The organism is Dysosmobacter sp. Phy (assembly GCF_054476235.1).
On sequence record NZ_CM136997.1, the window covers coordinates 553,625 to 568,100 of the forward strand.

Here is a 14,476-nt window from a genome sequence, read left to right on the forward strand (position 1 = left end):
CCTACTCACACCTCCACGCCATATACTGAATATGCTTTTGCCGAACTTCGTCACGATATTTTTTGCTGATTGGCAAATTCACTCCCGACTTTAACACCACAGCACTATCCGATATTTTTCTGATTTGGCTCATGTTCACAATATAGGAATTGTGTATCTGTAAAAATAAGTTCCCATCTAATTGTTTTACGACATCAGAAATTTTTCCATAAAAATCATATTCTACTTCTGATGTTACAAGCCTGACCTTCCGCAGATTACCCTCAAAATAAATGATTTCATTAAAATCCACCTGTAACTGTTTTTTATTTTGTTTGAAGAAAAACACCTGATTTGTCAAGTTAAAATGCTCAAAGGCTTTTTTCATAACACCATTTAAGGCTTCTTGTGTAACAGGCTTAATTAAAAAACGAAAAGGTAGAACTTCAAACACCTCATAAACATATTCTTTGTGGTCAGTAATAAAAATTATCAGTGCATTTTTATCATGTGCCCGCACATACGCAGAGGTTTCAATGCCATTGCGTCCCGGCATTTCAATATCCATCAGGAAAATATTAAATGAAGTTTTTTCTTGTTCCATGTAATGAATGAGATCATCACCAGAAGTAAAAATCTCATATTCAATGTTCTGCACACCCAAAGAAGATAAATAATCCTCCAAGTATGCAGCAACTATATTATTATCTTCACAAACGGCGATTTTCATATCATTATGCTCCACTAAACTATTTCAAGCTCTTTCCTTGCCTTGTTCTCATATCCACAGGCTTTTCCGCGTCTTTTGGGATCAGCCAGATTGTTGCCATCTTTACAGCACCGGGAATACGGCCACCGGCGCAATAGTAGTTTACCCGTCGAGGGGTCACGCCCCATTTTTCACCTGCTTCTTTCAAGGTCATATAGTCCATAGTGCACCTCCACATGACGCATTATAGTTCTTTTGCTCGAATAATACAACAAGCAAAATATGAATTATAAAGTTTAATATACCTGCATATAGCAACATTCCATTGAAATACTATGAACTATACAATGTAAATGGGTGATGCTATATGGCGAAAGTTGAAGATTGCCCCGGCTTTGAAACTTTCGGCGCGGATGTGAAAGCTGCGCGGAAAGCAAAGCATTTGACGCGTAAGACACTGGCTGAAATGGTCGGAATTGAATGGCGCTATCTTGCCAATATCGAAAACAAAGACACGATCCCCAGCTTGCCGGTTATTATACAGCTTATCAAAGTGTGCGGACTTCCCGTGGAACGGTACTTCAATCCAGAGATCATGCGGGAGGAAAGCGCACAGAGGCAGCGTATCAGCCACAAACTGAAACTTTGTCCAGAGCAGTATTTGACCGTCATCGAAGGTGCGCTTGACGGGGCGCTGAAAACTGAAAAATCAGCAGATGAAACGGAGGGTGTGTGAGCATCCTCTGTTTTCGTTTCTCCAGGGCGGCTCTGCCGCCCTTTTCTTTTTGAAAATCCGGGATTTTGCGGGCAGATGAAGGTATTTCCGGCATTGTATTTACGGGAGGAGGAGCGTAGAGCAAGCACAGCAAGTGTGGCCACACTTGCGAATTTTGCTTTAGGGAACCCCTTCCCCCCTAAATACAAAATTGCTTGTTGGGATAGCCCCAAACCCTTATGCAGAAAGGACGGTGCCACCCTATGGTAAATCGAAAACGCCCCATCATCCTGCGCTGTCCGGTGACGGCAGAAGAACGGAGCCTGATTGAACAGAAAATGGCCCAGCTCCAGACAAAGCGGATTGGCGCCTACCTGCGGAAGATGGCGATTGACGGATATATCATTTATGTGGACACCAGGGACATCAAGGAGATGAACAAGCTCCTATCCGCCATTGGCCGGAACATCAACCAGATTGCCAAACGGATCAACGCCGGAGGCCCCACCTATCAGGCCGACATGGAGGAAATCCGGGAAAGGCTGGATCAGATATGGCAGTTACAAAGACGCATCCTATTAAGTCAACGCTGAAAGCGGCCATTGACTATATCTGCAATCCCGACAAGACGGACGGGAAGCTGCTGGTATCCTCCTTCGGCTGCGCTGCCGAAACCGCCGACATTGAGTTCGGCTGGACACGCCGCCATGCCATCGACAAGGGCACGCACCTGGGCCGCCACCTGATCCAAGCCTTTGAGCCTGGGGAGGTCTCCGCCGAGGAAGCCCATGAGATTGGGATGCAGCTGGCAAAAGAAATATTGGGTGGCAAGTACGAGTTTGTACTTACCACCCATATTGACAAGAGGCATATTCATAACCATCTGATTTTCAATGCTGTCAGCTTCACCGACCACAAGCACTACCATTCCAACAAACGCAGCTATCACGAGATACGCCGGGCCAGCGACCGGCTGTGCAAAGAGCACGGCCTGTCCGTCATTGTCCCCGGCCGGGACAAGGGTAAGAGCTACATCGAGCATCAGGCCGCGCAGAACGGCACCAGCTACAAGGCAAAGCTGAAAGCCGCCATCGACCGGCTGATCCCCGTTTCCTCCAGCCTGGAAGATTTGCTTGTCCGGTTGCAGCGGGAAGGATACGAGATCAGGCGGGGAAAGTATATCTCCGCTAGGGCGCCGGATCAGGAGCGGTTTACCCGGCTCAAAACTCTGGGCGCCGATTACACGGAAGAAGCCGTTGCCTCTCGCATCGCCGGAGGCCCCAGGCCATCCAGACAGCCCCGACAGCGCAGTGGGAAGGTCAACCTGCTCATTGACACTCAGAATAACATCAAGGCCCAGCAGAGCGCCGGATACCAGCGGTGGGCCACCATTGAGAACCTGAAACGGGCAGCCGCCACCATGAATTTTCTCACCGAACATGGCATCGGTAGCTATGAGGAATTGGCGGAACGGTGCGACGCCGTATCCGCCGCCGCCATCCGTACCAGGGAAAGCCTGCGGGATGTGGAACAGCAGATCGCCGACCTCACCCTCCTGGGAAAGCAGATCGACACCTACCGCAAACTAAAGCCCGTCTATGACCGATACAAGGCGTCGAAGGACAAGGAAAAATTTCTGCGTGGGTTTGAGAGCGAGATCATCTTGTTTGAGGCGGCCGCCAGGGAGATCAAAAAGGCCGGACTCACCAAACTTCCTTCCGCCGAGAAACTGAAAGCGGAATTGGATGGACTCGCCGCCCGCAAGACTACCTTGCAAGCGGAACTTCGGAAGATACAGCGGGAGGAAAAGAAATATGACACCCTCCGCCGAAATATATATACTCTTTTAAATTTGAAAGTTAAAACGGAAAAGCAAAAAGAACCAGAACTGCAGTGAGATAGAAGAATAAAATGTATGCTTTATTCGGTCAATGACGGGTTGGTAGATGATATGTCAATAAACCATTTTAATGCATAATGTTTATCTACCAACTCCTGTATATTCGCCACCAGCCTTTTTGCTGCATGGTAATCAGTGCTTGAAATTTTACGAGTCAGTAGTAACTTTATAAGACCTGTTTCTATTGGCGAAATTCCAGATTGGGCACTAGAAATAAAAGTATCTATTCCAGAGATTCCCGTGGTGACTTGCTCAGCTTCCTTAAGTTCTTGTTCCTGTACATCCATATGCTTGCAATAGCGATTAAATGAAGTTTTCAAAAAATACGCATCACTCAGGAAATCTACCGTAGCAGTCAATACATTTAGCAGGGCGTTTGTCTCAAAAGAATCCTTTTCAATGGATTCTACAACAGTTCTTGAATTTTCTGATAATTTTTGGCTAACTGATGAAGTATGCTCGACGAGAAGATTTATATATGCAAGTTCTTTGGATTCATCAAAAGGCATTGATTTTTCGGTTAATTTTTCTCGTCTAAGGTGGTAATCATTCGGATTTATAACTAATTGATAACAGTCAATGCCGGTTTCTTGACAAACATCCCAAAGTAATTGTTTACACATATCATCTAAATTTAGCCCCATAGTAATAGACTTTGTAAATGGTGCATTTATAAACATAGGGGTATATGGCTGTTCGCCTGAATTAATTATTCGCCACTCAGCTTCATATTTCCAACATTCGTTTTTAGCGAGTAGATACGAGAAAATAGCACTCATATCCACTTCTGAAGTTATCAACTTACCGTTTTCATCCGTTTCAAGTTTATCGATCCCCAAGTCCTTAAGCGTAACTGTCGGCCGCTCTTTTAAGTATTCAACCGGATACATGAATCCTATAAACTCATTCATTTTTTCAAAATCATATTCTACGCATATACCGGAATAAGAATTTGCATAATGAGCCCACATAAGTTGATTATCCCAGCCACTTGCACTAAAGCAAACTACAGTTAGTTTAGACAAAAAATCTTTAATGAACGGAAGATATATCCCATCTCTAAGTTCCACAACATTTTTTTCCAGAAGATTTAATTGATCTTCCATATTCAGTATGTCAACAATTGTTTTTTCCTCAATCTCTACATTTTTATAGTCCTTGATAATAATTGAAAACACAAGAAATAATTGCTTGTCAAAGTAGCTTTTAATGTCGTGTGGACATTTCCTGTATAGCCTGTCTACATTGTTAGCAACAAATTGTGGTAAATTAGCTGGTATAACATGTGCAATTGCACTCTGCGTAAAAATATATTTTTTGAGTTTATTAAGAGCCCCAATGAATTCAATGGTCTTTCCTGCAATTCTATATTTCAAAATATTTTTTAAAATCAATTTGACATTTTCATCTAATGACAATTTGACTTGGGTAAATATCAATTCAATGCATTCATCATAAATTTTTTCCGCAGAAAAACCAATCATTGAATCAAAAGGATCATTCATTTGTAGTGGGGTACGTGCATACACCTGCCCATGCCGGATATTCTCAATATCATATATAGTACTAGCATCCCTCCTACATGGTCTGTATTGATAAAACAGATTTCCGGCATCGCGAATATTAGTTTTCATTTTTTCAAAAGAAATTTCACTTTGCTTACTCATATATTCCACCTCCAAAACACAATATGCAGTTTTGAAAAATAACCAATTATCTAATATAATTATAGTTATTTAAATCCCGCTTTTTTCAAGAAATAGAGAAAGTTAATAGATACGATTTTTCTAATGAGCAACTACAAGATATATTGTAATACAAAAAGAAAAGGAGCGCCACCACCGGACCACTTTAATCCGATGGCGGCGCTCCTATTTTGTCTAAAGGTAAAAATCCAGCGTTTTCCCTATGCAGAAAGGCCCTGCTGCCCTACATGGGAAATCATACTGCCCCTACACGGAAAAGCCGACACAGGCGGTTTCTTCGCCCATTTTGAGCACTAATTCCTGCGTTTTTTGGAGCGGAGGGAAAGATAGTGCGGACAGGACATTACCACTGCCCGGAAACTCTGCTTGCAAGGGTGGACGCAGCCTTTGCAGAGTTTGTTATACTGGCGTCTGCCGTTCCCACCCAGGAAGAACGCCCATTCCAGACGCCATTTCTTACTTCGGCTCATAAGTCGCCCAACTCCGGGGCGTTCTTCTGCGGGTCAGGCTTGTCCGGGCCTTTCCGTTCCGCATACTCCCGTTTTGCATCCTCCAGCCGCTCCCGGATGGAAGGCTTTTTCTCCGGCGTGATCCTGCGCACCTCGGCCTGAGCTTTCGCCAATTCCTCACCACGGCGGCCATTGTTGATGATCCCGTCGATCATGCCGTAGTCATCCTCCAGGGTCATTTCCGCCGTGCGCAGCGGGTTTTCCGGCTCCACGGGAACAGACACAATCTGGCCGTTGATGCTGGCGAACAGCTCCGGCCGCTTGAATTGTTCGGTGTATTTCTGGATCATGTCCGGGGGCAGGGACGCAAAACTATCCGGCCCCAGGCCCACCACCAGGAAGGTGCCTGCCACAATATCGTAAGTCTCCCCATGCTCGTCCCGGAGGGAACGGTTCAGGTCCAGACCAATGAGCTTGCCTTCGTCGTTCAGCACCAGTCCTACCGGATCGTCAAAGGGATAGGAGGCGGCAATATCGCCGCCCACCTCCGCTTGCAGCGCATGGAGGCCGGGGTCGATCTCCTTCACATAGGGCTCCTTCATCGGCTCCACCACCAGGACGGTCAGCTTCTCCGGCGCTGCCGTCTGGCCGTACAGCTCCGCCTCATACTCCCGGTTTGCCTGTTCCGCAAAGGACAGCATCTGATCCACATGGGACTGATCCGGGTTTTCGATGGCCTCCCGGATCGCCTGGGGGTCTACATCCAGAAATTCCTCATAGCCGGTGGCGTCCTTGAATTTCTCGATCTCCGAAGGAAGATAGTCCTCCTGGGTCTGCCCCAGAGCGGCCAGCTTCTCGTCCAGGGCAGAGATACGCCCGGCCATCAGATTTTCGTAGATTTCTTCCTTCGCCGCGTGTTCCTCCGGGTGCTCGGCGGCATACTGCGGGTCGTGCTGCCGGAAAAACTCGTCCATATCGTAGGCAAGGTCCATGGCCCATTCCGAAATTTCTTCTTCGGGGATGTCGTCCTGGAAGGTCATCACCCGGTATTCCTCCGGGATGCTGCCGCGCTCACCATCGTAATACTCATGGAAACTGTCCCCGGTATCCCGCACATAGCCCAGGTCGGTGAACTGGCCGCTTTCCTCCAGAGCGATGTCCCGCCCGTAGGCCTCATAGTCGATGTAATTGCGCAGATGCTCCGGCACCTGCATGGCGTCCAGTTCCTCGATGTAATACCGGCCCAGATCGTCGTGGTCGTGGATGTCGGGGTAAATATCGTAGCAGTCCAGGTTTTCCGTCAGGTTGATAAGCTCCTGAATGCTGCCTGTGTGGTCGCCGATTTCCATGGCCGCCTGGAACCGCTCGTATTCATCCTGGCTCATGTCGTCCAGCTTAGAGGCCAGGTAGTTCAGCTCGTCCAGGTTTGCATACTCACCCAGCAGGTCATAGAGGCCGTCCACATAGCAGTCGTAGTCCGTGATGAACCATTCCTCATAGGTCTGCCCGAAGTCGTCTTTCGCACCAATCCCGATGCGCTCAAAGACCTTTTTCAGTTCCTCCGCCGTGGTGGGAAACTTCACCCATTCGCCCGCAAGGGCGCCCTCGTTGTACTTGCCCAGGTTGGTGATGAAGGCGGCAAAGGGATAATCTTTGTCATAGTCATAATGGGGCATAGCGGCACCTCCTTATCGCTCCGGCGCAGGCTTTTTCCGATGGGGCTGCGCCTCGCTCTGACCCTCACACTCTTTCCGACTCTGCTCCAGCCGCTGCTTAATAGAGGGCTTTTTCTCCGTCTGCTTCTCCCTGGGACGCTCATGCGCCCACTCGTCGCCGGAGAGGGTGAGATAGCCTCGGCTCGTAAAACAGCCCTGTTCCTCCCGCATGGCGTGGTGGCCGAAGGGAACGGGATCAATGGCATCCAGCAGCTCCGGGGGCAGAAGAACATCCAAATGCTGCGCCAGATAGCGCCAGCCCACATCCTCCACTTTGCGGATGTTGGGCTCCAGGACAAAATACTCGGTGTTGGAGGGAAACTCCCGGAACTGCTCCAAAGTGGTCAGACGATAGGGCGACTCTTGGACGGCGGCCAGAAGGTCACGGTCCTCCGGGGAAAGTCCGGCAAGTGCCTGGGCCACTGCCTCCAGTTCGTTTGCGTCACCGCCTGCGGGATGTAGCGGTTTCAAATTCTCCATGAAATTGGGTTCGGTTTTGCTCAAAGACATCATCCTTTCTGAAAATAGGTAAAAGAAAAGCAGGAAACCCGGAAAGGTTTCCTGCTTGGTGCCGCCACCGGCGGCTGCTATTTTGTTGTGGTATGTAGTCTATCCCTTCAGGTTCTCCAGCGCAGCGGGATTATTGGAAAGAATTGCACCCACCGTCTGGCAACTTTCCAATTCAGGACAGTCGCCGCAGGTCGTCACGCCTTTTTGCAACGCGCATTGACGAATACCGCAAAGGCTTTCACAATACACCGTTTTTGCCCCATCCATGCGGCAGCCTTGACAGTTGATATGCTCCGGCAGAATGGGAGCATGATTTAATTCAGACCATAGCTTTGCCGTTTTCTCGCGCAATGCCTGATCGTCGTTGATCGTTGCAAGATAAGCGTCGCACTTCTCACAGTCCAGTCCACAGTATGCGATCATATCCCTCACGGCTATTTACCTCCTGAAAGATTTTAGCCTTATTATACAGCAATCCGTTACTCTTGGATAGAGCCGTGAAGGAAGAACGACACGATACTTATTTCTCAATGCGGTAATTCACATATTTCCCGCCGGTATCGGCCAGAACGATTGTCCCGTCATAGGTTTTCCCGGTACGAAGGGAGCGCAGCCTTTTGACCTTTGCCTTTCCATCTTTGAGCAAAGCGGCGGCAATTTTGGTAGTAAAGACCTTTCCGCGCTGCTCAAAAAAACGGTCATTCTTCCACATGACAAACTGACAGGCACGGTCCGAACAGGCGAAGTTCTTCTTGCCCTCATAGACCGGCTTGCCGCAGCGGGGGCAGAGGCCCACCGTCTCCTTCTCCGGCTGGAACAGCTTTTGCCCATCCTCGGAAATGTGGGAGTATTTCCGCACCAGCTCTGCCGCCATTGCCTCAATCCCGTCCATGAAGTCCTCCGGCGATACCTGGTCCTTTGCCACCTCGTTCAACCGCTGCTCCCAATCCGCTGTGAGCTTGGGAGAGGTCAGCAGTTCCGGCAGTACCGTGACCAGGTTGACACCCGCTTTTGTGGGGATCAGGTTCTTGCCCTTGCGCTCCACAAATCCGCCGGACACCAGCTTTTCGATGATGGCTGCTCTGGTCGCCGGGGTGCCCAAGCCGCGCCGTTCCGCGTCCTCCGGCATATCTTCTTTGCCCGCGTTCTCCATGGCCGCCAGGAGAGAATCTTCCGTATAGGGGCGCGGGGGCGAAGTGAAATGTTCGGTGACGGAGGCGGTGACCGGCTCAAAGACTTGCCCCTCGGTCAAGGCGGGAAGAGCACCCTCGGCATCTTCATCCTCCGGCTTCTCCTTCAGGGAGGAACGGAACACCTCCTGGATGGCCCGCCAGCCCTGGGAAAGCACCCGCTTTCCTTTTGCCGTGAAAGTGTGGCCGCCGCAATCAAAGGCGGCTGTGACCGCCTCATACACGAAAGGCTCCGCCGCCGCACACAGCAGCTTGCAGCAGACCAGCAGAAGAATATTGCGCTCGCCCACAGGCAGCGCAGGCACATCCACCTTTTCCAGTTCCAGGGTGGGAATCAGGGCGTGGTGGTCAGATACCTCCTTGTCGTTCACCAGTGCCGCAACATCGGGGAAAAACTCCGGGCAGGCGTCGAAGGGCGGCACCCGTGCCGCCAGATGCAGGACCACGGAGGCGGTTTCCATCATGTCAACCGTCAGATACCGGCTGTCCGTGCGGGGATAGGTCAGCAGCTTCTTTTCATAGAGCGATTGGGCGTAGTCCAGGGTTTGCTTGGCCGTGTAGCCGAACACCCGGTTTGCCTCCCGCTGCAAGGTGGTCAGGTCGTACAGCTTGGGCGGCTTCTCCGTCTTTTTCTCCCGCACCAGGGATACACACACGGCCCGCTGCCCGTCACAGGTATCCCGGATGGCCTGGGCGTCCTCCGTGGAAACAATACGGTCGCTGACCGCCTCGGCTCCCTCCAGCGCCAGGCGCACATGATGGTATTTCTCCTTGCGGAACAGGACGATTTTGCTGTCCCGGTCGGCCAGCATTGCCAGGGTGGGCGTCTGAACCCGCCCAATATTTAACGTTCGATGATACAATACCGAAAAGAGCCGTGAGGCATTGATCCCAATAAGCCAGTCCGCCTTTTGACGGCAAAGTGCCGACTGATACAGCGGGTCATAGTCCGCGCCGGGGCGCAGGTCGGCAAAGCCCTCCCGGATCGCCGCGTCCTCCATCGAAGAAATCCAGAGGCGGGAGAAGGGTTTGGAACATCCGGCGGCCTCATAGACCAGCCGGAAGATCAATTCACCTTCGCGCCCCGCGTCGCAGGCGTTGACCAGCTCCGTTACATCGGGGCGCTCCATCAGGGAACGGAGAATGTGGAACTGGGCGGCCTTTTCCTCGGACACCACATAGCGGAAGGGGTTGGGCAGGATGGGAAGGTCCTCATACCGCCACTTCTTATAGCGGTCATCGTAGACGGCCGCGTCCGCCAGCCCCACCAGATGCCCGATGCACCAGGAGATAAGCCAGCCGCCGTCCTCAAAATAACCATCGGCCCTGGATGTAACACCCAGGGCCGACGCAATGCTCTTTGCTACACTCGGTTTTTCGCAGATCACCAATTTGCTCAATTCTGGTCCTCCTGTTCTTCCTGTTCTGGAACGTCCTCGTTTTCATATTCCTCGTCCTCGAACTCATAGTCGTCCGGGTCGGCGCTGACCTTTGCGCCCTGTTTTGGCTTGATGAACTTGATGTAGGCGAAGGCTCCGCCACCGCCCAGCACCGCCAGCAGCAGGATCAATACCAGCGCGCCGCCACTGCCGGACTCCTTCTCCGGCTCCGGTTCAGGCTCCGGTTCCACCTCCGGCGCTTTCCCGGCGCACTCGCTCATATTCACCGCGCAAATCGGACAGGCAGCATTCACCGCACCGGCCTGGCATTTCTCGGCACAGATACAAGCCGCGGGCTTTTCCTCCGTCTGTCCATCTTCCATCAACGCCATCAGGTCAGCTTCATCCACCTGGTTTAAGAAGTGAACGGCGGTCTCCTTGTCCTCGTTGGCCCGGTCGATCAGGATGTAAAAATAGTTGCCCGCTTTCGTGGTCACGGTGATAAGCTGCTTGTCACCGTAATAGTCGTCTACCAGCGTGGCGTTGCCCTCCGGGGTAAGGGGCTGGCCCTCCGGCTCCATGCCTCCGGTGGCGGGTTCCTCGGTGGGTTCCGGCGTCGTCTCGGCGGGCTCCCCGGTGTAGTAGTTGCCATCCCCGCCGCCCGCAAAGGCGGTGACGGAGAAGGCGGTCATGCACAGAACCACCACCGTCAGGGACGCCAGAAGGCGAAAAACTCTGTTACGCTTCATTTTCGCCATCCTCCATTCCTTCCATATCCTCGTCGTCAGGCTCCGCCGCTGCCTCCGCCTCCATCATCCCGTCGGGCAGGGTGATCAGGCCGCTGGCGTAGGCCTTCAGGAATGCGGTCAGCTCCTTGTTGTCCATGCGCACCGCCTTGACCATGCGGACGATCTCCAGGTTTTCTTCCTCGGTGAGCTGCGCCTCCAGCTCCCGAAGGCGCTTCTGCTGGGCGGAGATTTTCTCCTTCGTCTTTTCAATGTCTTTGCGGATTTTCTCAACCGTTGCCATGTGTGCAAAACTCCTTTCCAAATCGTTCTCTCCAGGAATAGTTCCGCCCCAGGCCCTTGACCGTTTTCAGGTTTTTCCGGGCGTTGTCCTCCAGCGCCAGGGCGCGGCGGAACAAATCGGGATGCTGCTCCCGCAGGGCGGTGATCTCGTCGGGTTTCATGCTGGGGCAGAAAAAACAGGACGATTTTCCCGGCTGGGGCAGCCCTGCCGCCTCGATCTGCCGGATGCAATCGTCCCGCGTCCATCCCCATTCCATCAGGGGATACCACTTGCTGTATTTTCGGTCGGCCAGGTCTCCCAGCAGCACCTTGTCGCTGCGGTAGCCTTCGCCCGCGTCGTAGCCGATGAACTTGACTACCCGTTTGCCCGCCGCCCACACCTTTTGACACGGCGGATAATGGTTGCAGAACTTTTCCTGCGGCCCGATCTTGTGTTTCAGGGAACACCGCTTGAAGCCGTAGGCGATGGACGGTAGGCTGCAACTTTGCAGACATTCATTCTCCAGCGTCAGCCGTTTCCCGTCACGGGTGGTCTTATACACTCTGGTAATAGGCGGCATCCCGTTGTCCTTCAGCCAGTCATCCATCACATCCAGATAGGCGTAGGTGTGGGGATGCTCTGCCCCCGTATCCGCAAAGAGGATCAGGTTCACCGGGATACGGTGCTGGTGCAGACCGACTAAAAGGGCGGTGCTGTTGGCGCCGCCCCCGTAGGAAACCATATTGATGCTTCATCACCTCCATCAGTTGTACGGCGGTCTGCCGTATGCGTAGAAATGGGACTGCCAGTAGCTTGTGTTCAGGTTGGAATACTGGATGGGGTCACCGCAATGCAGCATCATCCCGTCGCCCACATAGATGCCTACATGAGATACGCCGGTTGTGTCGTAGGTCCCCACGAAGAACACCAGATCGCCGGGCTGGGGGTCGGATACCGGGGTGGAAATGTTGTAGAGCCCCTGGGCGCCCAGCCGCCCGGTATTGCACAGGCCGCTGTTGGTCAGCACATAACTGACGAAGCCGCTGCAATCGAAAGAGGTGCTGGGACTGCTGCCGCCCCACACATAGGGATAACCCAGGTATTTTTCCGCCTCGGTAATGAGGGTGTTGAACCGCTCGTCCGTCAGGTATTCAGCGGGAATCTCCCATGCAGTCGGCGGGTTCTCGATGTACTTGTTCACATACCCGGAGGACGGAAACAGATCGGGGCGGTTGCCCAGGGTGGACATATAGGTGGCGTACAAGGAAAGCTGTTCCTCGCCCATCATGTAGACCGGCACATGGGAGAGGTCGAAGTTTTCCAGCGTGACGGTGCAGATGGTCCAAGTATAGGGCACCCGAACCGTGTAGGGGTTGCCCTCGCTGTCCGTCCTTGTTTCCGTCCGATACCGGGTCTCCGTGGTCACAGTTTCGGTGAGGATGTATTGCTTGTCAAAGAGGGTTTGAAGGTCACCCTGTACCTGGTCGATGGTGAACACCCCATCATGGAGAGCCGACAGAATGGAGATCAGCACATAGGGGTCATGCTCGATCTCGTCCAAGTCGAAGTGATACTCGTCATAGTCGTGGGTGGTCTCGTAGGTATCCAGGTACTCCCGCAATTCATCCTCTTTGGCGCAGTAGGCTTCTTCCGCCGCCAGCATATCGGAATCCTCGGAGAGATAGGAGGACGCCATGATGTTGGACACCCCGCCGCCGAACATGGAGGAACAGGATTGCAGGGAGCCCAGCAGCATCACCAGCAGAAGGCCGATGCCGCCCACGATCAGCGCACCTTTCCAATGCCGTTTCAGGAAAAGGGCGGTGCGTTTGGACTCCTGGGCGGTTTTCTTGGCCGCTTTTGCCGTGGCCTCCGCTGTTTTCCCGGCCTGGGCGGTCTTGCCCGCCGCCCGGTATGCCGCCGCATATTGCTTTTGCAGTTTCCGTTTCTGCCACAGTCGGGAGATAGGATTGGATGCAAGCTGGGAGTTCTCCGTCACGGCTTTCCGATAGTAGAAATCCGCATTGGCCTTGACCGCCGCCTGCTCCGCCTTTGCCGCGTCCCGCCAGGGTTTCAGCTTGCGTTCCGCCCGCCAGTTCTGGACACGGCGGTTTCCGTAACCCACAGCCTTCTCAAAGCTGCGTTCCCCCAGGTGGCCCGACTGAACGCCAGAATTTTCCTGCTCCACCTCCCGGACCTTGCCGTGGATCGCTGCGCCCACCTCCTGGATGGGGCAGGACAGCGGATTGGCATGGGGCTTGCCCGGACTCTGATTGGGGATCGCGTCCCTGGTGGCATCCAGCCGGTCCGCCGCCTTGTCCGACTTGCGGATGGCCCCTTGTAGCTCCGGCTTGGCCCGGTCTGCCTCGGAAAACTGCAATCGGGAGGATGGGCGGCTCGCCGCCGCCTCGCCCTCCCGATAGGCCCTGCGCTGTTTCCGACGATTCTTTTTGGCTACTGCCTGTTCCCGGTGCAGTTCCGCGCGGTCCACCGCTTTTCCAGCGGCGCCCGTCGTGTCGCCGGATGCGGAATGGTCCTGCTCCGGCGTCCGGTCAGAGGGATAGGTGGTCTCGCCCGTGACCAGATTGACGGATACCGCCCCGTCACGGGTCATCTTCTGCGCCTCCTTTTCGGGGGCTTTCCATTCTTTCAAGGTGCGTCACCTCCTGTTCCATAGGGGCAGATGTTGACACAGGCCCCGGTTTCGATCATGGCGATGTACTGGAAAACGGGATAGGCCTGGGGCGGGCAGACCGCGTTCCCCAGGGTTTTCAGCCGCAGTGCCCGGTTGTCGGTATCCTCGGTCATGCGTGGGACTCCTTCAGGTTCGGCACGCCATAGGATGCGTCCGTCCATTTCGGGGGGAATCCCATGAGCCATTCCACCCAATCCGGGTTCAGCGCCGCTTTCTCGGAAAGGGGCTGCTCCTGCCGGATCACCTGAGCCAACAGGTTGGAGGACAGAGATTTGTCCCGGAAGGCCGCCGGTTTCAGAGTGGAGCGGTAGCCCTCTGACGCAAGCGGTGTCAGATAAAATACCGCCGCCGACAGGTTGAGGCTCCAGAGCGTCCCGTCCTTGTTCCGCTTGCGGAGTATCCCACCCTCCGACAGGAACACATCCAGGTTGGCAGCGTCCCGCCCCGTGGATTTGTCGGAGGCAAGGGGTGTGGGAAACATCAGCCGCGACGATAAAAGTTCGCTGGCGCTCATGCCATGC

Annotated in this window: 16 protein-coding genes; 3 read left to right on the plus strand and 13 right to left on the minus strand. The window is 53.1% G+C overall.

Annotation, left to right across the window (positions count from 1 at the left end; translation table 11 throughout):
• Position 1: 1 nt before the first annotated feature.
• Positions 2-709, minus strand: a complete 708-nt coding sequence (locus ACVDHE_RS02765) for a LytR/AlgR family response regulator transcription factor (protein ID WP_458885507.1) — start codon at positions 707-709, stop codon at positions 2-4.
• A gap of 19 nt (positions 710-728) precedes the next feature.
• Complete coding sequence (locus tag ACVDHE_RS02770; protein ID WP_458885508.1) at positions 729-911, minus strand: DNA-binding protein; 183 nt, start codon at positions 909-911, stop codon at positions 729-731.
• 144 nt (positions 912-1,055) lie between these two features.
• On the opposite strand from ACVDHE_RS02770, the gene ACVDHE_RS02775 reads away from it, so the two are divergent.
• The 3 genes from ACVDHE_RS02775 to ACVDHE_RS02785 all read left to right on the plus strand — a co-directional run bounded on the left by ACVDHE_RS02775 (position 1,056) and on the right by ACVDHE_RS02785 (position 3,300).
• The gene (locus ACVDHE_RS02775) at positions 1,056-1,424 is read left to right on the plus strand and encodes a helix-turn-helix domain-containing protein (RefSeq protein ID WP_227604520.1); all 369 of its coding nucleotides are present in this window, start codon (positions 1,056-1,058) and stop codon (positions 1,422-1,424) included.
• A 242-nt stretch (positions 1,425-1,666) separates the two neighbouring features.
• On the plus strand, positions 1,667-1,996 hold the full coding sequence (locus ACVDHE_RS02780) for a plasmid mobilization protein (RefSeq protein ID WP_458885509.1): 330 nt from the start codon (positions 1,667-1,669) through the stop codon (positions 1,994-1,996).
• The gene (locus ACVDHE_RS02785) at positions 1,957-3,300 is read left to right on the plus strand and encodes a relaxase/mobilization nuclease domain-containing protein (RefSeq protein WP_458885510.1); all 1,344 of its coding nucleotides are present in this window, start codon (positions 1,957-1,959) and stop codon (positions 3,298-3,300) included. Before ACVDHE_RS02780 ends, ACVDHE_RS02785 begins: the two co-directional genes overlap by 40 nt.
• Positions 3,301-3,323: 23 nt before the next feature.
• On the opposite strand, the gene ACVDHE_RS02790 is transcribed toward ACVDHE_RS02785, so the two are convergent.
• The 11 genes from ACVDHE_RS02790 to ACVDHE_RS02840 form a co-directional block, all read right to left on the minus strand.
• Complete coding sequence (locus ACVDHE_RS02790) at positions 3,324-4,970, minus strand: DUF2971 domain-containing protein (protein ID WP_458885511.1); 1,647 nt, start codon at positions 4,968-4,970, stop codon at positions 3,324-3,326.
• A gap of 505 nt (positions 4,971-5,475) precedes the next feature.
• Complete coding sequence (locus ACVDHE_RS02795) at positions 5,476-7,134, minus strand: antirestriction protein ArdA (protein ID WP_458885512.1); 1,659 nt, start codon at positions 7,132-7,134, stop codon at positions 5,476-5,478.
• A 12-nt stretch (positions 7,135-7,146) separates the two neighbouring features.
• The gene (locus tag ACVDHE_RS02800) at positions 7,147-7,653 is read right to left on the minus strand and encodes a hypothetical protein (RefSeq protein WP_458885513.1); all 507 of its coding nucleotides are present in this window, start codon (positions 7,651-7,653) and stop codon (positions 7,147-7,149) included.
• 129 nt (positions 7,654-7,782) lie between these two features.
• On the minus strand, positions 7,783-8,106 hold the full coding sequence (locus ACVDHE_RS02805; protein WP_458885514.1) for a DUF3795 domain-containing protein: 324 nt from the start codon (positions 8,104-8,106) through the stop codon (positions 7,783-7,785).
• 97 nt (positions 8,107-8,203) lie between these two features.
• A complete protein-coding gene (locus ACVDHE_RS02810; RefSeq protein WP_458885515.1) occupies positions 8,204-10,273 on the minus strand; it encodes a DNA topoisomerase 3 in 2,070 nt (689 codons plus the stop codon).
• A complete protein-coding gene (locus tag ACVDHE_RS02815) occupies positions 10,270-11,001 on the minus strand; it encodes a DUF4366 domain-containing protein (protein ID WP_458885516.1) in 732 nt (243 codons plus the stop codon). Before ACVDHE_RS02815 ends, ACVDHE_RS02810 begins: the two co-directional genes overlap by 4 nt.
• Positions 10,991-11,281, minus strand: a complete 291-nt coding sequence (locus ACVDHE_RS02820; protein WP_458885518.1) for a DUF4315 family protein — start codon at positions 11,279-11,281, stop codon at positions 10,991-10,993. The genes ACVDHE_RS02815 and ACVDHE_RS02820 overlap by 11 nt, the downstream gene beginning before the upstream one ends.
• Positions 11,268-12,008: an adenine nucleotide alpha hydrolase family protein gene (locus ACVDHE_RS02825; protein ID WP_458886149.1), complete on the minus strand. Its 741-nt coding sequence runs from the start codon at positions 12,006-12,008 to the stop codon at positions 11,268-11,270. The genes ACVDHE_RS02820 and ACVDHE_RS02825 overlap by 14 nt, the downstream gene beginning before the upstream one ends.
• A 15-nt stretch (positions 12,009-12,023) precedes the next feature.
• Positions 12,024-13,913, minus strand: a complete 1,890-nt coding sequence (locus ACVDHE_RS02830; protein WP_458885519.1) for a C40 family peptidase — start codon at positions 13,911-13,913, stop codon at positions 12,024-12,026.
• Positions 13,910-14,068 (minus strand): hypothetical protein, encoded by a 159-nt coding sequence (locus ACVDHE_RS02835; RefSeq protein ID WP_458886200.1) that lies wholly within the window; start codon positions 14,066-14,068, stop codon positions 13,910-13,912. The genes ACVDHE_RS02830 and ACVDHE_RS02835 overlap by 4 nt, the downstream gene beginning before the upstream one ends.
• A complete protein-coding gene (locus ACVDHE_RS02840; RefSeq protein WP_458886201.1) occupies positions 14,065-14,469 on the minus strand; it encodes a hypothetical protein in 405 nt (134 codons plus the stop codon). The genes ACVDHE_RS02835 and ACVDHE_RS02840 overlap by 4 nt, the downstream gene beginning before the upstream one ends.
• Positions 14,470-14,476 lie beyond the last annotated feature (7 nt).